Annotated in this window: 16 protein-coding genes; 14 read left to right on the top strand and 2 right to left on the bottom strand. The window is 63.8% G+C overall.

What is annotated here, in order from left to right:
- The first annotated feature begins 132 nt into the window (after positions 1-132).
- The 14 genes from GLL_RS11315 to GLL_RS11245 all read left to right on the top strand — a co-directional run bounded on the left by GLL_RS11315 (position 133) and on the right by GLL_RS11245 (position 14,017).
- Positions 133-948 (top strand): glucose-1-phosphate cytidylyltransferase, encoded by an 816-nt coding sequence (locus GLL_RS11315; RefSeq protein WP_011142182.1) that lies wholly within the window; start codon positions 133-135, stop codon positions 946-948.
- Between the two features lie 3 nt (positions 949-951).
- On the top strand, positions 952-1,599 hold the full coding sequence (locus tag GLL_RS11310) for a PIG-L deacetylase family protein (protein ID WP_011142181.1): 648 nt from the start codon (positions 952-954) through the stop codon (positions 1,597-1,599).
- A 16-nt stretch (positions 1,600-1,615) separates the two neighbouring features.
- On the top strand, positions 1,616-2,017 hold the full coding sequence (locus tag GLL_RS11305) for an acyltransferase (protein ID WP_011142180.1): 402 nt from the start codon (positions 1,616-1,618) through the stop codon (positions 2,015-2,017).
- Positions 2,018-2,067: 50 nt separating this feature from the next.
- Positions 2,068-4,536, top strand: a complete 2,469-nt coding sequence (locus GLL_RS11300; protein WP_164928957.1) for an acyltransferase family protein — start codon at positions 2,068-2,070, stop codon at positions 4,534-4,536.
- A 44-nt stretch (positions 4,537-4,580) separates the two neighbouring features.
- Entirely contained in the window at positions 4,581-4,994 is a 414-nt protein-coding gene (locus GLL_RS11295; RefSeq protein ID WP_164928956.1) for a PAS domain-containing protein, read from the top strand.
- Positions 4,995-5,060: 66 nt separating this feature from the next.
- Complete coding sequence (locus GLL_RS11290; protein ID WP_011142177.1) at positions 5,061-6,449, top strand: UDP-glucose dehydrogenase family protein; 1,389 nt, start codon at positions 5,061-5,063, stop codon at positions 6,447-6,449.
- 19 nt (positions 6,450-6,468) lie between these two features.
- Positions 6,469-7,428 carry a UDP-glucuronic acid decarboxylase family protein gene (locus tag GLL_RS11285; RefSeq protein WP_011142176.1) on the top strand — a complete coding sequence of 320 codons (960 nt, stop codon included), beginning with the start codon at positions 6,469-6,471 and terminating at the stop codon, positions 7,426-7,428.
- 119 nt (positions 7,429-7,547) lie between these two features.
- Entirely contained in the window at positions 7,548-8,789 is a 1,242-nt protein-coding gene (locus GLL_RS23460) for a GAF domain-containing protein (RefSeq protein WP_011142175.1), read from the top strand.
- Positions 8,790-8,933: 144 nt separating this feature from the next.
- Entirely contained in the window at positions 8,934-9,392 is a 459-nt protein-coding gene (locus GLL_RS11270; protein ID WP_011142174.1) for a double zinc ribbon domain-containing protein, read from the top strand.
- Positions 9,393-9,446: 54 nt separating this feature from the next.
- Positions 9,447-11,654 carry a molybdopterin-dependent oxidoreductase gene (locus GLL_RS11265; RefSeq protein WP_011142173.1) on the top strand — a complete coding sequence of 736 codons (2,208 nt, stop codon included), beginning with the start codon at positions 9,447-9,449 and terminating at the stop codon, positions 11,652-11,654.
- 47 nt (positions 11,655-11,701) lie between these two features.
- Positions 11,702-12,148 (top strand): NfeD family protein, encoded by a 447-nt coding sequence (locus tag GLL_RS11260; protein ID WP_011142172.1) that lies wholly within the window; start codon positions 11,702-11,704, stop codon positions 12,146-12,148.
- 16 nt (positions 12,149-12,164) lie between these two features.
- On the top strand, positions 12,165-13,121 hold the full coding sequence (locus GLL_RS11255; RefSeq protein WP_011142171.1) for an SPFH domain-containing protein: 957 nt from the start codon (positions 12,165-12,167) through the stop codon (positions 13,119-13,121).
- A gap of 8 nt (positions 13,122-13,129) precedes the next feature.
- The gene (locus GLL_RS23455) at positions 13,130-13,645 is read left to right on the top strand and encodes a gamma carbonic anhydrase family protein (protein WP_011142170.1); all 516 of its coding nucleotides are present in this window, start codon (positions 13,130-13,132) and stop codon (positions 13,643-13,645) included.
- A 93-nt stretch (positions 13,646-13,738) separates the two neighbouring features.
- Positions 13,739-14,017 carry a hypothetical protein gene (locus GLL_RS11245; protein WP_011142169.1) on the top strand — a complete coding sequence of 93 codons (279 nt, stop codon included), beginning with the start codon at positions 13,739-13,741 and terminating at the stop codon, positions 14,015-14,017.
- Positions 14,018-14,088: 71 nt separating this feature from the next.
- On the opposite strand, the gene GLL_RS11240 is transcribed toward GLL_RS11245, so the two are convergent.
- A complete protein-coding gene (locus GLL_RS11240; RefSeq protein ID WP_011142168.1) occupies positions 14,089-16,338 on the bottom strand; it encodes a galactose oxidase-like domain-containing protein in 2,250 nt (749 codons plus the stop codon).
- 43 nt (positions 16,339-16,381) lie between these two features.
- Positions 16,382-16,957 (bottom strand): superoxide dismutase family protein, encoded by a 576-nt coding sequence (locus GLL_RS11235; protein ID WP_011142167.1) that lies wholly within the window; start codon positions 16,955-16,957, stop codon positions 16,382-16,384.
- Positions 16,958-17,064: the final 107 nt, after the last annotated feature.

The raw sequence follows: 17,064 nt of genomic DNA, 5'->3' as shown, positions 1-17,064 counted from the left end.
GTGATTTTCGGCCCCTACTCGCTCTGGCCTTGGAGCCCACCTTCGTCTCAGTGCAGCTAACGGGCACCCTTGCCCCCGGTCCTCCTCAACCTTCTCCTCGACTACCATCCCCCTTTCTGGAGTCCATCCACCATGAAAGTTGTACTGTTTTGCGGCGGTCTGGGCACGCGCATCCGCGACTACTCAGAAAGCATCCCCAAACCCCTGGTGACCATCGGCTACCGGCCGATCCTCTGGCATGTCATGAAGTACTACGCCCACTACGGCCACCGCGACTTCATCCTCTGCCTGGGCTACAAAGCCGACGCCATCAAAAACTACTTTCTCAACTACGACGAATGTCTTTCCAACGACTTCACCCTCTCGGAGGGCGGGCGCAAGCTGCAACTTTCCAACAGCGACATCCACGACTGGAACATCACCTTCGTCGATACCGGCTTCAATGCCAACATCGGCCAGCGCCTGATGGCCATCGAACCCTACCTGGAGGGGGACAAGTACTTCCTGGCCAACTACAGCGACGGCCTCACCAACCTGCATCTGCCCGACTTGATCGCTTTTTCTCAGCGCCAGGAGCGCATCGCCACGTTCTTGAGCGTCAAACCGAGCCAGAGTTTTCACCTGGTCGCCATGGACGAACAGGGACTGGTGCGCGATATCTGCGACACCCGCCGCTCGGATGTCTGGATTAACGGCGGCTACTTCGTCTTCAAGCGCCAGATTTTTGATTACATGCGCTACGGGGAGGAATTGGTCTGCGAACCGTTCCGCCGTCTCATCGCCGCGCAGGAATTGCTCACCTACCCCTACCAGGGCTTCTGGGCCTGCATGGACACCTTCAAAGAAAAGCAGCAGCTCGACGAACTGTACGCCCGCCAGGAAGCGCCCTGGGAGGTCTGGCGCCAGGGGCGGGTGCTGCCGCTGATGCCCCAGGTTGCGGTGGGTTAAGCGATGCTCCACCTGGTTTGCCACCCTGGGGGCCGTCCGCTGCGGCGCGTGCTCTGCCTGGGAGCGCACGCCGACGACATCGAAATCGGCTGCGGTGCGACGCTGTTGCACCTGGCGCGCGTGTACCCGCAGACCCGCTTTTACTGGGCGGTGTTTACGGCCCGGGGCGAGCGCGCCGCAGAAGCGTCCGCCAGCGCCAAGGCCTTTGTGGGCGATGCGCTGGAGGCGACGGCGCTGTGGGATTTTCAAGACGGCTTTTTGCCCTACGCCGGGGCGGAGGTCAAAGCCTGCTTCGAGCAGATCAAGCGCGCCTTTGTTCCGGATCTGGTCTTCACCCACTACCGCGAGGACCGGCACCAGGACCACCGCCTGGTGTCGGACCTCACCTGGAATACCTTTCGCGATCAACTGGTGCTCGAGTACGAAATTCCCAAATTCGACGGCGATCTCGGGCGGCCGAACGGCTATGTCGCCTGCGACGAAGCCCTCCTGGAGCGCAAGATCCGGCTATTGACAGCGGCGTTTGCGAGCCAGGCGGGCAAGGGCTGGTTCAGCGAGGAGACCTTTCGGGCCCTGGCGCGCCTGCGGGGCATCGAAGCGAACGCCCGCTACGCCGAGGCCTTTTACTGCCGCAAGTTGGCTTTGTTTTAAAGGAGCAGATCACGCCATGGAAGAACTGCAGATCGACTTCGGGGGCGAAGAGAATGTCCCCGGCCACCCGGAAATCGGCCCCGGTACGCTGATCGACGCGACTGCGCGCCTGTCGCCCCAGAGCTATATCGGCAGCAACTGCCGCATCGGACCGGGGGTGGTGCTCGAAGGCTATGTGCTGGTCGCCAACGACTGCACGATCGCTGCCGACGCCTACCTGCGCGACACGGTGCTGTCGGGCGCGGTGCGCGTGGGCATCCAGGCGAGCCTCACCGGCTGCTACGTGGCGGCCGGGGCCACCATCGGCCGCGGTGCGCAGCTGAGCAACAGCCTCGTGCGCCGCAGCAGTGTCGTCATTCCGCCGGGTGCGGCGGTGGCGGGGGTTACCCCGCTCCTTCCCAAACCCGAAATTCGATGACCAGCAACATCCTACCGGATGCGATCACCCCACGGGAGCCCCGAGGCGACATGACGACCGAGCCCAAGCCGGACAAGCCCTCCCTCAGACTGCACTACCTGGACGGTCTGCGCGGGTTGACGGCACTGTATATTCTCTTTTTTCACCTCTGGTGCGACCTGAGCTTCAAGCCGCAGCTGCGTCTGGCGGGCGAGCCGATGCCGACCTGGTTGCAGGCGGCCACGGCCTGGGCCGGCTACGGCCTCTTCAGCGTCGGCATCTTTATGGTGCTGTCGGGGTACTGCCTGATGCTGCCGGTGGTGCGCTCCGACGGCCGGTTGCGCGGCGGGGTGACAGGCTACCTCAAGCGGCGCGCCTGGCGCATCCTGCCTCCGTACTTTGCCGCTTTGGGGCTGTCGCTGCTGGTGATCGCTCTGGTGGGCGCCGGGAGCGGCCAAAGCCTCGGGTATATGTGGGACAAGGCGATGAACGGTTTCACCTGGGAGGGTGTGCTGGCCCATCTGCTGCTAGTCCACAACTGGAGCGAAGCCCAAGCCAGTACAATCAGCGCTCCGCTGTGGAGCGTCGCCACCGAGTGGCAAATCTATTTTTTGTTCCCGGCTTTGCTGCTGCCGCTGTGGCGGCGGATAGGGATCGCGGCGGCGGTGGCGGTGGGCTTTGGGGTCGGCCTCGCTCCGGTGGTGCTGTTTGACGGGTGGCTCGCCTGGGCCGCCCCCTGGTACGTGGGCTTTTTTGCCCTCGGCATGGCGGCGGCGGTGTGGGAATTTGCTCCCGGACGAGGCCTGGTGAAACTGACCACCTCCCAGCTCAAGCTGACCAGCGGTTCGCTGTGGTTGCTGATCGTGCTCGCGGCGACGGCCCGCTCCTTTGGGCTGCTGGCGGTGCCCCAGCCGGTGTTCCACCTGCTGATCGCCCTGGCCACCCCCTGCCTGCTGATGTACTGCACGCGGCTGAGTCTCGAAGGGCGGGGGGGTACCTCGGTGGTAATGCGCTTGCTCGAATCGCCGCCGGTGCTGGCGTTGGGCGCTTTTTCCTACAGTCTCTATCTGGTGCATGCCCCTTTGCAGGGGGTGAGCTGGCTGCTGGTGGATAAGCTGCCTGTGACTGCCGATGTACAACTATTGCTGTTTGCGCCGCTGACCGTGGTGTTGTCTTTGCTGTGCGCCCGGGGATTTTACCTGTGGGCGGAACGGCCGTTTGTGCAGATGCAGTCGTCGACCAAGGTGAAGCGGATGGATCAACACTCAGATGTGCCCTTTCAAACCCGTGTCCAAGAAGTCGCCGCCGGTGCGGCTGTCGGTTGGATTCCGGCCGTCGCCTTCGGCGCGCAGGTGCGCCGGGCGGTCTACCGGAAGTTATTGGCAAGAGTCGGCGACGGCACTGCGATCAGCACCAGCGTCGAGTTTTTGAACGCGCGCCGCATCGAACTGGGGAAACGGGTGCGCATCGACAGCAACGTCCGCCTCGATGCGCGCGGGCACAACAACCGCATTGTGATTGCCGACGAGGCCACCCTCGCTTCTGGAGTCGTCCTCCAGACGCTGCAGGGAGGCAGCATCGAAGTGGGGGAGCAGGCGTACATCGGCCCTTACAGTTGTCTGAGCGGTCCGGGCACGCTCAGCATCGGCCGAGACTGCCTGATCGCCGCCCACGCCGAAATCTGCGGCGCTCCCCGCCTGGAGGCCGACCCGGCGCAACCCGGCACCACGGCGCCGGGGATCGTCATCGAGGACGACTGCTGGATCGGTCACGACGTCACTATCGTCGCCGGGGTCAGGATCGGCCGCGGCAGTATCGTCGGCGCGGGCGCGGTGGTTACCGGTGACATCCCTGCCTACGCCATCGCGGCCGGGGCACCGGCGCGGGTGCTGGGCAGCTACCGGACCGACACTCCCGAGGTGGCCGTTCAGGTGGCCGGCTCTTCGGGCGCGTCACCCTGGCGGCGCATCGAGGCAGAACTCGACCGGACCTTGATCTTGCTGGAGAGCCTGGACCGAGACTTTGGCTCTCTGCTGATACCGGTGGTGCGCGTGAAGTTGCTGCACAACGCGCTGAAATTTATCCACCGCGCCCTCGGGGTGGAGACCGTCACCGTGTTGCTTGCCGCCGCCGAAAAAAATGCGCTGCAGGTCCACGCCAGCGTCGGTCTGGAGCAGGAAGTGGCGGAGGGAATCTGTATTCGCAACGGACGGGGCATCGCCGGCCGGATCGCCGCGAGCCGCCAGCCGCTTGTCGTCGACGATCTTTCCAGGATGGAAATCGAAAGCCCGATCTTGCGCGATCGAGGTCTGCAGCATCTGGCCGGTGTGCCGCTGCTGAGCGACGGCCGTGTGATCGGCGTTTTTCATATCGGTTCGATTGCTCGTCGCTTCGACATGCACGACTGCAGGCAAATGGTGACCATCAGCAGACGACTGGCCCGATTGGTCGAAAGCAGCGTGCCTTTGACCGTCGATTTGGCCGTGCCGCGTCCGCGGACCCAATCTCCGGCCTTCCGGTGCCCGGCGTTGCAAAGCTGACGCCGGGCGCTCAAATCCACCTTTGCCTGTTGGGGTACAGACCCATGGACGATTGGCACGCGCGCTTTTTGCTCGAGTGCATTCCGCAGATGGCCTGGAGCGCGACACCGGACGGCCGCTTGGAGTGCGCCAACCAGCTGTGTCTGGAGTACACCGGCCTTGCCCTGGAGCAGATCTGCGGGTGGGGCTGGCGCTCGGTGGTACACCCGGAGGATTGGCTGCGCTGCACCGTGCCCTGGTGCGAGGCACTGCGCACCGGGCAGGCTTACGAGCTTGAGTACCGCCTAAGGCGTCGTAGGGATGGTGCCTTCCTCTGGCACCTGGCCCGGGGCAGACCGGTTCACGACGGCGACGTCCAGGTGATCCGCTGGTTCGGCACCTGCACCGATATCCACCGCTACAAAATGGCCGAGCAACGATGGCTCGACCTGCACAGCGGCGGATTTTCCAACAACTGACGCCCCGTTTGTCAGGCGATCGGTTTGTATAGCTTTTTTGACTACTCAACCCAGCAAGGAGCATCCATGAAAGTAGGGGTTATCGGCACCGGTTACGTCGGCCTGGTCACGGGCGCCTGCCTGTCTACCATCGGCCACACCGTCGTCTGCATGGACAACAACACCGCCAAAGTCGAAGGCTTGCGCCAGGGCGTCATGCCGATTTACGAACCCGGACTCGACGAGTTGGTCGCTGCGGCCGTCGCCGCCGGGCGGCTGCAGTTCACCACCGGCATGGCCGAGACCGTTCAAGACAGTGACGTCGTCTTCATCACCGTGGGCACCCCCTCCCGGGCGGACGGCTCGCCGGACCTCTCTGCCGTGCGCGCCGTGGCCCGCTCCATCGGCTCCCACCTGGACGGCCGCTTCCGGGTGATTGTGAACAAATCGACCGTGCCGGTCGGTTCGGGCAACTGGGTGCGCATGCTGGTCGAAGACGGGGCGAACCTCGTTGCCGCCACCGCCAGAAGCGGCCAGCACGCGGGCAACGGTCTGGCGGTGCTCGCCCCCGCCGCCCCGCCGAACTTCAGTGTGGCGAGCAACCCGGAATTTTTGCGCGAAGGCAGCGCGGTCTGGGACACCTTCAATCCTGATCGCATCGTCATCGGGGCGGAGGACGCCCGCGCCGTCGAAGTGATGCGCCGACTGTACGCCCACTGGGTGAGTCCCGCCGACACCGATACCCAGGCGGTGCCGATGGTGGTGACGGACTTGGCCTCCGCCGAGATGATCAAGTACGCCGCCAACGCCTTTCTGGCCACCAAAATCAGCTTCATCAACGAAATCGCCAACATCTGCGAGCGGGTGGGGGCGGATGTCACCCGCATCGCCGAGGCGATCGGACTCGACAAGCGCATCGGCCGCTCGTTTCTGAACGCCGGGGCGGGCTGGGGCGGTTCGTGCTTTCCAAAAGACGTCTCGGCCTTGGTCTCGACGGCGGCTGAGTATGGCTACAACTGCGAGTTGCTGAAGGCGACCTTGTCGGTCAACGAGCACCAGCGCCAACTGGTGATCGAGAAATTGCAGCGGGAGCTGCGCATTCTCAAGGGTCGGACGGTGGCGCTGTGGGGATTGGCCTTCAAACCGCACACCGACGACATCCGTTGCGCGCCGGCGTTGGCGGTGGCGGAGCATCTGCTCAATCTCGGTTGCCGGGTGGTGGCCCACGACCCGGTGGTGACGGCGGCCCAGGTGCAAGGTCAACTGCCGGACTTGCAAGTGGCGGGTAGTGCTCTGGAGGCTGTCCAGGGGGCCGATGCGCTGTTGGTGATGACCGAGTGGCCCGAGTACGGTGGGATCGACCCGCAGACGGTGGCGGCGGTACTGCGCCAACCGATTGTCATCGACGCGCGCAACTGCCTGGACACCCAGGCGGTGCAGGGTGCCGGGCTGCGCTACGTCGGTGTCGGCCGCTAACAACTGAGGAGAACAACCCATGCGCATACTGGTTACCGGCGGAGCGGGCTTCATCGGCTCGCACCTGTGTGAACGACTGGTTGGCGAAGGACACGAAGTCCTCTGCCTGGACAATTTCTACACCGGCTCGCGGCTCAACATCGCCCCCTTACTCACCCACCCGCGTTTTGAGCTGATTCGCCACGACGTCATCGAGCCGATTCTGCTCGAGGTCGAACGCATCTACCACCTGGCTTGCCCCGCCTCCCCGGTGCACTACCAGGCCAACCCGATCAAAACGATCAAGACCGGCGTGCTGGGCACCCTCAACATGCTGGGTCTGGCCAAGCGGGTCAGAGCGCGCCTGTTGCTCGCTTCGACTTCGGAAGTTTACGGCGACCCGCTGGTGCACCCGCAGCACGAAGAGTACTGGGGACATGTCAACCCGATTGGCGTGCGCAGCTGCTACGACGAATCGAAGCGCCTCGCCGAGACCTTGACGATGGACTACCACCGCCAGAACGGAGTCGATACGCGGATTATCCGGATTTTTAACACCTACGGTCCGCGCATGAGCGAGCACGACGGGCGGGTGGTCAGCAACCTCATTGTCCAGGCACTGCAGGGAGAAGCACTGAGCGTTTACGGCAACGGTGAGCAGACGCGCAGCTTCTGCTATGTGTCGGACCTGGTGGAGGGGATGGTCGGGCTCATGGAAAGCGACTATACCCACCCGGTGAATCTTGGCAATCCGGGGGAGTATACGATCAATGAGCTGGCAGACTTGGTGCGGAAGCTGATCAATCCGGGCTTGCCTATCGTGTACCGGCCCCTACCGTCCGATGATCCGCGCCAGCGCCGACCGGACATCTCCCTGGCACGACGTTTGCTGGGATGGCAGCCCCAGGTTGAACTGCGCGAAGGGCTCTTGCTGACGGCGGAGGACTTTGCCAAACGGCTGGGTAGAGGAGTGCGCCCGAGCTTGATTGCAGTGCCCTGAGGCCCGGACCTCGAGGGAAGCACTGCGGGGCGACCAATGGGACCGGTCCGGGCTGGCGCCCTTCATCCGCTCAGAAAGACCGCGTCCTGACCCCTACCCACAGCAAGCGGAGAGTCGGAATGAGTGAGACGAATACATTCACGTTGCTGAAGTTGGCGCGCTGGCGCGAGGCGGCCCTCAAAGACGCCTTGGGCTGGCTGCCCAGGCTTCTGATGGGACCTGCCCTGCGCCGGACGCTCTACCGACAGCTGTTTCGGAAGATGGGAGACGGTGTATTTATTGACACCGATGTCGAAATTCTCAATGCCGCCGCGATCGAAATCGGTGACAAAGTCTGTGTACGCGCCGGAGTAAGACTCGATGCCCGCAACCCCGGCAACCGCCTGGTGCTCAAAAGCAAAGCTTTTCTAGAGCGCGGGGTGATGATCATGGCGATGCGACAGACCACTATCGAGGTAGGCGAAGGGACCTTGGTGGGTCCCTACTCTGTATTGGCCGGCCCCGGGCATCTTACGATCGGCAACAACTGCTTGATCGCTGCCCATGCCGGGATTTTTGCCAACAACCACCGCTTTGCGGATCCGGAGTTGACGATTCGCGAACAGGGTGTCAGCCGAGAGGGAATCGTCATCGAGGACGACTGCTGGCTCGGCCACGCCGTGAGCGTGCTCGACGGCGTCACCATCGGCCGGGGCAGCGTGATCGGTGCCGGAGCCGTCGTGACCCAGGACATTCCGCCCTACTCGGTGGCCGTTGGCGTACCGGCTCGGGTGATCCGGAGGCGCGACGGCCTTTCGGTGACCCCTCAGAGTCGATTGGTGGAACAGGGAATGCCCGATACGCTCAAACAGGCGTTGAGGCGGGCCGAGCAGGCTCTTGAACACCTTCAGAAGTTGCGGCATGAAGTCAGTGCTGTGCTGTTGCAGGTGGTCTTTGCCGAGTTGCTGCACAGGCTGTTTGAGGAAATCCGCACTGCTCTGGATGTGGACACGGTCACCCTGCTGCTGCCTAGATCGAGCAGCCGGGATCTCTTTGTGTACAACACCATCGGTCTTGAAGAAGAAATCGAGCAACAGGTGCGCATTCCCCTTGGACAGGGAGTGGCCGGGCAGATTGCCGCAGACATCCAACCGCTCATCGTTGAGAACCTGGCCCAGGTGGAGGTGGCCAGCCCCGTTTTGCGCAATAGAGGCGTTCAGTCCCTGCTTGGGGTTCCGCTGCATCTGGAGAAGCAGATGGTGGGTGTTTTTCATGTGGGCAGTTTTCAGCGGCGGCACTTCACAGGCGAAGACACCTGCACGGTCGAGTCGGTCGCCGAGCGGATCGGTCCACTGATCCGCATTGCGCAGTACTCTTCTTAGGAGTACTGTAGCCAAGCCGTACCGACTTTGTCGCCCAAGGCCGCCAGAAACCCTAATCGTAGACAGCGGATACGGGTTGGCTAAATTTAAGGACTCGTCAATCTGAGCTTTGTTTTGGTTGTTCTATATCCATCTCTACAGCCCGTGCAAACCCCTGCTTTCGAGGCCTGGCCGCAGATCGGCGAAAGCCTGGCCCATTACGTCCGCCGTCGCCGCGAGACCCTCTGCCTCAGCCAGCGCGAACTGGCCCTCAAGGCGGCAATTCATCCCCAGAGCGTCGGCAAGATCGAGCGCGGCCAGACCACCCGCCTCAATTTGCGCACCAAGAAGACCCTGGCGCTGGCGCTGGAAATTCCCGCCGAACACCTCGAAGCGGCGGAGCGCGGCCGACCGCTCCCGGCGGGCGGCATTGTGCAGTTTTGTCCGCAGTGTTGGGAACCGGGCAGCGAGGCCGACGTGCTCTGGCTCGATCCGCGGGCGCACTACTGTTATATGTGCGGCACGCCCCTGTGCGACCGCTGCCCCAACTGTCAGGAGAGCGTGGCGTCCTTGAAGTTCCGATTCTGTCCCTACTGCGGCACCGGCTACAAAGCGCCGGTCTAAACAGCGCCTCGCCGCGAAGTGGTGTAAGGTTGATGGAGTTTTTTTGACTCCTATATGCGCAGACGTGACATTCTTCGGCTCGCGGGTCTCGGATTGGGGGCCGCCGGGGGAGCGGGAGTTCCCGCCCTGGCCCAGAACCCGGCGAAGGTTGGCGCGCGCGCGGCGGCCGGACGGTTGCTCGTTCCCCAGTACCGGGCGGCGGGGGCGGCAAGCTTTTCTGCGATCACCTGGAACAAAGCCTGGGCCACGGTCGCCGAGCGCCTGCTCGAGGTGCGCGCCTCGAGCTGGTCGGAGGCGAACCGGCGCGCCGAGCGGCTGGGTGTCTACTGCGGCACGGGGCTGACCAACGAAGAGGCTTATGCCTGGGCCAAACTGGCCCGGTTGAGCGGAGCGCGCCTGGAGCGCAGCGGCGAGGGAGCGAGCCTGGCCCTTGCCCGCGCCCTGGAGGCCACCTTCGGCGTGCCCGCCGCCCCCAACCACTGGCTGGAACTGAGCAAAAGTCAGGCAATCTTGGTGGTTGGCCGGGCGGGCGGTGCGGGACATCCCGCCTTTGCAGCGGCGCAGGCGGCGGCGCAGGCGGGTGTGCCGGTCTGGAGTCTGGGGGAGGGCCAGGACGCCTCTATCGGCAACGCCCTGGCGGTTGCTCCCCGCGGCGAGGTGGCGGTCCTGGGCGGGCTGATCCGGTTTATCGTCGAGAACAAGCGCGCCGATGCCGCCTTTCTCGATGTCCACACCAACGCCGCTTTTCGTCTGCTGCCGGAATTTGGCTTCCAAAACGGCGTTTTCTCGGGCTTCGACCCGAAGACGCGCCGCTACGACCCCGAATCCTGGGGCTACGAATTTCTCGAGAACGGCCGGCCCGCCCGTTCTGAACAGATTGCCGAGGAAGGCACCGTCTACGCGCAGATAGCCCGGTTCTTTGCGCCCTACACCCTGGAGCGGGCGGCCCGCACGGCAGGGGTAGGCGAAGCAGCACTGGGGCGCTTTTATCGCGAATTCACCGCTCCCGAGCGCCGGTCGGCGGCGATCGTCTGTGCTATTGACGCCGCGGCTGAGCCGGCGGCGATCGAGCAGCGGGTGCGCCTGGCGGCGATCGCCAGTTTGCTGCTCGGGCAGGTGGGCCGACCCGGAGGCGGTATCGTCGTGGCTTCCCCAGGTTTCAACCCCCAGGGCACTGCCGATGTCGGGGCCACCGGCGCCATGCTGCCGGGGTACGCCGGGGCGCCGCCTTTGGCGGGAGAAGATTTTATCGGCTGGGTACAGCGCCACGGGGTGCGCAACCAGCGCCGGTTGGTGGCCATGCTGCGCAGCTGGTACGACACGGCGGCCCCCGATTTTGGCTTTGCGGCCCTGCCGTGCTCCCGTCCCGGCGAGCCGACTCTGCGCGGCGGCAACCTGGAGATGTTGGTGTGCGTGGGTGCCGACCCGTTAGCGGAGGGCAACTGGCCCCTCGAAAAACTCAAAACCCTGGTGGTGCTCGACCACGCCGGTACCAACCGCACCGCCCGCTTCTGGCAGGGACGGGGCGCGGCGCGCACCGAGGTGCTGTTTTTGCCCCTGGCCCACCCCGACGAGCGGGAGGGCACCACCACCGATTCCGGCCGCCGCATCGTGCTGCTTTCACCCGCCTCTGGACCCAGAGGCCAGAGTCAGACGGGCCTGACGACGGCGGCAAGCCTGTGGGAGCAAATCGGCTTCAAACTGGCTTCGCGCACCCAGCCGCGCGAGGAGTCCCTGCGCGAGGCGCGCTGGTGGCGCGAGACGACCCCGGCGGCAGTCTGGGCCGAGATGGTCGGTGCCGATTTGGGCAATCCGGCCGAGGTTGACGGGGCCGCCAATCCGCGCGAATTGCGCTGCGGGGTGGCCATCTACGCCGGGGCGAGCGGCGAAAAGCTCGCCGGGCGGCGGGAGCGCGGCGAAGACGGCTCCGGACTCGGGCTTTATCCGGCCTACGGCTATCCGTGGCCCGGCGATGTGCGCGTGATCGCCAATCGTGCCAGCGCCGATCTGCAGGGCAACCCCCGCCTCGCGCCGCCCTTTATGCGCTGGGACGGCAAAGCCTGGAGCGGACCGGATACCCCCGATATCGCCAACCCGGCCAACCCCGACGACCCGGCCGCCACGCGCTCGTTTCGGGGAACCCCCGAGGGGGTGGCCCGGCTGTTTGCCGCCTACTACGCCGCCGGGCTCAACCTCGATACCGGCATCGCCTTTTTGCCCGCGGCCCTGCCCGCGGGCGGCCCCCTGCCCTTTGCTAAATAATCCCAACGCCCGCCCAGGTTCTGGGCGCTCTGCGCTAGCTTGGGAGCATGAGCGCCGTGTCGACTTTCTGGCTGGTTCTGGGCATTGCGCTGTGGGTGCTCGAATTTTTTACCCCTGCCCTGGTGGCGGGTTCGCTCGGCACGGCCGCCCTGCTGATGCTGCTGGTGGGACCGTCGATTCCCAGCCTGTTTTTGCAGCTGTTTGTCTTTGCCCTTATCGCTTCGGGGTTGATTCTGCTCACGCGGCGGCTCGTCCCCAAGGCGAGCACCGATCTCGAAAGGCCCGACTACAGCGCCCAGGCGACGATCACCCGGGCCATCGAGCCTGGGGGCATGGGCCGCGTCGCCTTCGAGGGGACTACCTGGAACGCCCGTTGCGACACCAGCGACAGGCCGCTTCCGGCCGGGACAAAGGTAATGGTGCTGGGAAGGCAGGGCAATGTGCTCGACGTGATGCCCCTCGGGGCGCTCAAGGAAGCCCCGCCGGGGCCTTGAAGAAGGAGAGACTGCGGTGGAAATTTTTCTGTTTGCAATCGGGTTTATCCTCCTGGCCACGATCGTGGCCGGGGTCAAAATCATCAACCAGGGCGACGAAGCGCTCGTCGAACGCTTGGGCCGCTTTCACGCCAGACTCACCCCGGGCCTGCACATCATCATTCCCTATATCGACCGGCTCGCCTTCAAAGAAACCATCCGCGAGCAGGTGCTCGACATCCAGCCCCAGACGGCCATCACCCGCGACAACGTCTCCCTCGACGCCGACGCGGTCATCTACTGGCGGATCGTCGATGTGCGCAAGGCTTACTACTCGGTGGCCAATATCCGTCAGGCGATGAGCAATCTGGTGCTCACCGCCCTGCGCTCCGAGATCGGCAAACTCGAACTCGACGAGACGTTCGCTTCGCGCGCCGAAATTAACCAGGCCCTGCTCGATCAGCTCGACACCGCCACCGATCCCTGGGGGATCAAAGTCACCCGCGTCGAGGTGCGCAACATTGCCCCGTCGCGCACGGTGCTCGATTCGATGGAGCAGCAGATGGCGGCTGAACGCCGCAAGCGCGCGGTGATCCTCAACTCCGAGGGCGAGCGCCAGTCGGCCATCAACAGCGCCCAGGGCGAAGCCTCGGCGCGCATCGCCCGGGCTGAGGCCGAACGCCAGGAGCAGATCCTCCAGGCCCAGGGCACCGCCGAGGCGCTGCGCACCCTGGCTGAGACCCTGAGCGATCCCAAAGCCCGCGAGGCGCTGCAGTTTTATCTGGCCCGCAACTACCTCGACGTCGCCAACGCCGTCGGTGCCTCCCCGAGCAGCAAGGTGCTCTTCATGGACCCGGCCTCGATCCCGGCTGCGCTTGGCGCTCTACTGTCGCTTGCCGACAAGAGCGACGAGGGCGATGGGCAAAAAACCAACGGCGCCCCGGCCATCCTGCCGCCGCTGCATTTGCGCGAACGACCCAAGGTCGAAGGCTAGGTGCTCCTGTGGACCTCGAAGGCATCGACATCGTCCTAGGCAGACCGGATCTGAGCCTCGCCGCCTTCGTGGCCCCGGACGCGGTGGTGGTGGGCCGGGTGGTGGTGGCCCGGGGGGTGAGCCTCTGGTACGGTGCGGTCCTGCGCGGCGATGTCGAGCGCATCGAGATTGGCGAGGACACCAACATCCAGGATGGTGCCGTCCTGCACGGCGATCCCGGCCGCCCGGTGATCGTCGGTGCGCGCGTGACCATCGGCCACCGGGCGGTCATCCACGCCGCCGTCGTCGAGGACGAGTGCCTGATTGGCATCGGCGCGGTGGTGCTCGACGGCGTGACCGTGGGCACCCAGTCGATCGTGGCGGCGGGGGCAGTGGTCACCCGGACGGTGCCGCCGGGATTGCTCGTGGCAGGAGTGCCCGCCCGCGTCGTGCGCACCCTGGAGGAAGCCGAAAAAGCCGAACGCCGAGAACACGCCCTCAATTACCGCGCGCTCGCGGAGCACTACAGAAACCACCATACATAATTGTTCACATCTAAGTAGAAGCCGCCGCGTTCCGACACACGTCGTTAGAATGGAGGGAGCGAAAGCTCGCATTCGTGAGTAGGGACGCATTCGATGTTGATATTGAATAAAGCTTCCGTCGATCTCTGCCCAATCCGCCGCTCTCGGCGCTCGGGGATCGAAGTCGGGTTAAAGTTTGGGGATCACCTGTTTTACCCCTGTAGCAATTTTGCGGCGACCGAGATGCGCGAGGCGATCGCGTTCTATCGCAGCTGCCCGGGTTCGTCGCTGATTGTCTCGGACGAAGACGGTTTTCAGGTCTGGTGCAACCTGCCGAACTTAGAAACCGTCGATGCCGTCGGCGAAAAAGAGTTGAGCACAGTCGCCGCCTGATTTGCCCACAACCAACTCGCGTGACCGCCCGGGCTGAAAGTTTCAGCCCGGGCGGTTCGGCGTCGGTGGGGTTAGTTGGCGACGGTGAAAGTCGCGCTGGTTGTCTGGATCGTGCCGCTGCTGAGCGTCACCGAAGCGGTGATGGTGTGGGAGCCGTTGCTGACCGTTTTGGTGTCGAAGGGTCTGGCCGCGGTCGTGGTCCCGCCTTTGAAGTCAAAGGGAGCGACGGTTTCCACCTGGGTCGGCGTGCCGCTGCCGGACGGGTTGTCCAGGAAGAAGCGCACCTGGGTGACGCCGCTTTCGGGGGTGAGAAATACGTAGAGGTTGCCGCTGACGGTCTTGCCCTGCAGGGGGGTCGGGCCGCTGCGGCCGGGCGAAGTACTCGACTGCAGGCTGAAGGTGCTCGGGGGCGGTCCGCTGTTGGCGACGGTGAAGGTGGAGCTGACGGTTTGCGTTCCGCCGGCAGAGAGACTGATCGAAGCGGTTATCGTGTGCTGTCCGTCGCTGATCGTCTTGGTGTCGAAGGGGTTGGCCTGGGTCGCACTGCCGCCTTTGAAGTCGTAGGGGGCGGTATTTTCCACCTGGGTCGGCGTGCCGCTGCCGGACGGGTTGTCCAGGAAGAAGCGCACCTGGGTGACGCCGCTTTCGGGGGTGAGAAATACGTAGAGGTTGCCGCTGACGGTCTTGCCCTGCAGGGGGGTCGGGCCGCTGCGGCCGGGCGAAGTACTCGACTGCAGGCTGAAGGTGGTAGGGGAAGTAGAAGGCTTCAGCTGCACCCAAGCTGCCACCGAGGGCACTTTGTCGTTGTCAGTGATAAAAAGCATGTACCAGCCGGGCGGTGCCAGGTTCGGTTCACTCGGAATCGTCGCCGTCAGGCCGCCGCTGGTATTGAGGGTAAACGGCACATCCACCAGCCTTTGGTCCATGTCAAAAGCGTGGGTAGGCGTTCCCGGGCGAATGAGGCTGATCCACCGGATGTCGGTTGCCTGCGGCGTCTTGATCTCCACGGCGTTGCCGTAGTTCCACGACTGCGCAACGCTCTCGATCACCGGCCGCGGCCCGCGAAACAGATAGGGAGGACTGAAGACCTCCAGGCGCAACTCCTCCACCTCCCGTTCGGGATTCGAACCGGCGGTGATCACCCTGCCGTCCGGCAACAGCAGCGCGATGGAGTGGTACAGGCGGGCAACGGTGGCGGTAGCCGCCACTTTCCAGGTATTGGCGACCGGGTCGTAAATTTCTGCCTGCAAGGCCGCTTTGGCGGCATCTTCATCGGCGCCGCTCCCACCGCAGACCAGCACTGTCCGGTCCGGCAGCAGCACGGCACTATGGTGCAGGCGGGCGAAGTTGAGCGAGGCGACTTTCGTATAAACCGGGCTGCTCACGGCCAAATTCACGATGTTGACGTCGCGGGTGGCCGAACCTGTCCCGGTGGCCGGGCCACCGCCGATGAGCAGGACTTTTTGATCTTGGGCGGGGGGCAGCAGAACACTGGCCGCCTGGCTGCGCAGGGTCGTACTGGTGAGGCCGCCGACGGTCGTGGTGGCGTTGGTCGTCATGTTCCACAGCGTCGGGGGCAGGGTGTTCTGGTTTGCGACGTAACTGCCGTAGTAGCCGCCCGCATAGAAAATTCTGCCGTCGCGCAACAAGTACAGATGGGCATACAGCGGCCAGGTCTTGGCGGTTTTGGCCAGGGAGGACCAATTGCCCGTAGCGGTTGAGAAAATTTCCGGAACCAGGGTGTATTTGCCGCCGCCGTCGAAACCCGACACGGCCAAAACCCGTCCGTCGCCGAGGGTCGTGTAGGTCGGGTACCAGCGGCCGATCGCCATCGAATTGACCTTGGTCCATTTTTGGGTCTGCGGATCAAAAGTAATCGCCTCGTTGATGCCGTAGAACGGGTCGTATTGCTTGGTGCCTCCCCCAAACAGGATGCGGCCGTCGGCGAGGGCCGCGTGGGCACAGCAGAACAGGTCGATTTGCTTGCCCTGGCTGTTGAGCAGGTCCGCCGGGAACACGGGATTACCGTCCGGGGCATTGATATCTAGAACGACGCTGCCGTGTTCAAACGGGATATTCGTTTCGTCGTTGCTCGAACCGGCGACGAACAAAACCTTGCCCGTGCGTAGCAGAGCAGCGTGGACCGCCAAAATTTGAGAATCGAACGGCAGGACTTGCCAGAGTCCCTGGGTGTCTTCTTGGGCAAAGGTGGCGCGTTGGCGGTCGGCGACAAAGTACAGGGCACTGCCGACCCCTGTAAATACGGCCAGTTTCAACAACTGACGGCGGCGTAGCAGGCGCGTCGCTTTAAACTTCGGCATGGGGGTACCTCACAAAAAGAAAGGGCAAACAGGAAGGTGGGGTTCAATCGGAAACGGGTGTTCTGGTGACCGCTCCGCAGGCGATGATCTGTCTGGAGTGCGCTGCATGGATGACCAGTGCAGAACCTCCGGGTCTGAGCAAAGAATGCAACTTGTGGGCCCGCAGGGTCACGTCCGTATTCAGGGCGTTCAACTCGCCGGTACCGGCCGCTCCAACTATCAGAGCAGGCAGCAAACCGGCGGGAGGAACGGGTTGGCCGTCCGGACGGGTTTTGTGTCCAAGGGAGTGGGTGTCAAATACACCCCGCGAAGACCTGAAATCCGGTGCAACGCATTTTCCCTTCGAGTGAAAGTGAATCGGGTATTTGCCGGGCAGCAAGCCCTGCACTTGGACCGATACCCGCACCCCATCGCTCAGCTGGGTCAATGACGCATTGCCTACAGGGAGGCCATCAGCATTTTTTAGCTCGATTTTGGCCTGTAGCCACCGATCGGCGTCGATAGCCGGAACGGCCATCAAAAGCAAGCAAAGTAATCCGAAAATCCCGGCAAAGACGGCAAAACCTTGCCATCGTGTCCCGGGCCTGTCGACGAGCGCGTTGTGAACCATTTTTTGCATACGTAAACCCCGAAAGCAAACGGCTTACCCCGGCAATGTCGTTTACCGTATTTAGTGAACTGAACTTATGAAAGAAAAATGAACTGGTTGCTCGCTGCCCATGGATT

The sequence above is a fragment of the Gloeobacter violaceus PCC 7421 genome (assembly GCF_000011385.1).
Classification (GTDB): domain Bacteria; phylum Cyanobacteriota; class Cyanobacteriia; order Gloeobacterales; family Gloeobacteraceae; genus Gloeobacter; species Gloeobacter violaceus.
Note: the sequence above shows the minus strand (reverse complement) of the source record. Positions and strands in the feature narration are given on the sequence as shown.

Coding starts and splice junctions, on each gene's coding strand:
- GLL_RS11315 (WP_011142182.1), top strand. CDS start 133: ATGAAAGTTGTACTGTTTTGCGGCGGTCTGGGCACGCGCATCCGCGAC.
- GLL_RS11310 (WP_011142181.1), top strand. CDS start 952: ATGCTCCACCTGGTTTGCCACCCTGGGGGCCGTCCGCTGCGGCGCGTG.
- GLL_RS11305 (WP_011142180.1), top strand. CDS start 1,616: ATGGAAGAACTGCAGATCGACTTCGGGGGCGAAGAGAATGTCCCCGGC.
- GLL_RS11300 (WP_164928957.1), top strand. CDS start 2,068: ATGACGACCGAGCCCAAGCCGGACAAGCCCTCCCTCAGACTGCACTAC.
- GLL_RS11295 (WP_164928956.1), top strand. CDS start 4,581: ATGGACGATTGGCACGCGCGCTTTTTGCTCGAGTGCATTCCGCAGATG.
- GLL_RS11290 (WP_011142177.1), top strand. CDS start 5,061: ATGAAAGTAGGGGTTATCGGCACCGGTTACGTCGGCCTGGTCACGGGC.
- GLL_RS11285 (WP_011142176.1), top strand. CDS start 6,469: ATGCGCATACTGGTTACCGGCGGAGCGGGCTTCATCGGCTCGCACCTG.
- GLL_RS23460 (WP_011142175.1), top strand. CDS start 7,548: ATGAGTGAGACGAATACATTCACGTTGCTGAAGTTGGCGCGCTGGCGC.
- GLL_RS11265 (WP_011142173.1), top strand. CDS start 9,447: ATGCGCAGACGTGACATTCTTCGGCTCGCGGGTCTCGGATTGGGGGCC.
- GLL_RS11260 (WP_011142172.1), top strand. CDS start 11,702: ATGAGCGCCGTGTCGACTTTCTGGCTGGTTCTGGGCATTGCGCTGTGG.
- GLL_RS11245 (WP_011142169.1), top strand. CDS start 13,739: ATGTTGATATTGAATAAAGCTTCCGTCGATCTCTGCCCAATCCGCCGC.
- GLL_RS11240 (WP_011142168.1), bottom strand. CDS start 16,338: ATGCCGAAGTTTAAAGCGACGCGCCTGCTACGCCGCCGTCAGTTGTTG.
- GLL_RS11235 (WP_011142167.1), bottom strand. CDS start 16,957: ATGCAAAAAATGGTTCACAACGCGCTCGTCGACAGGCCCGGGACACGA.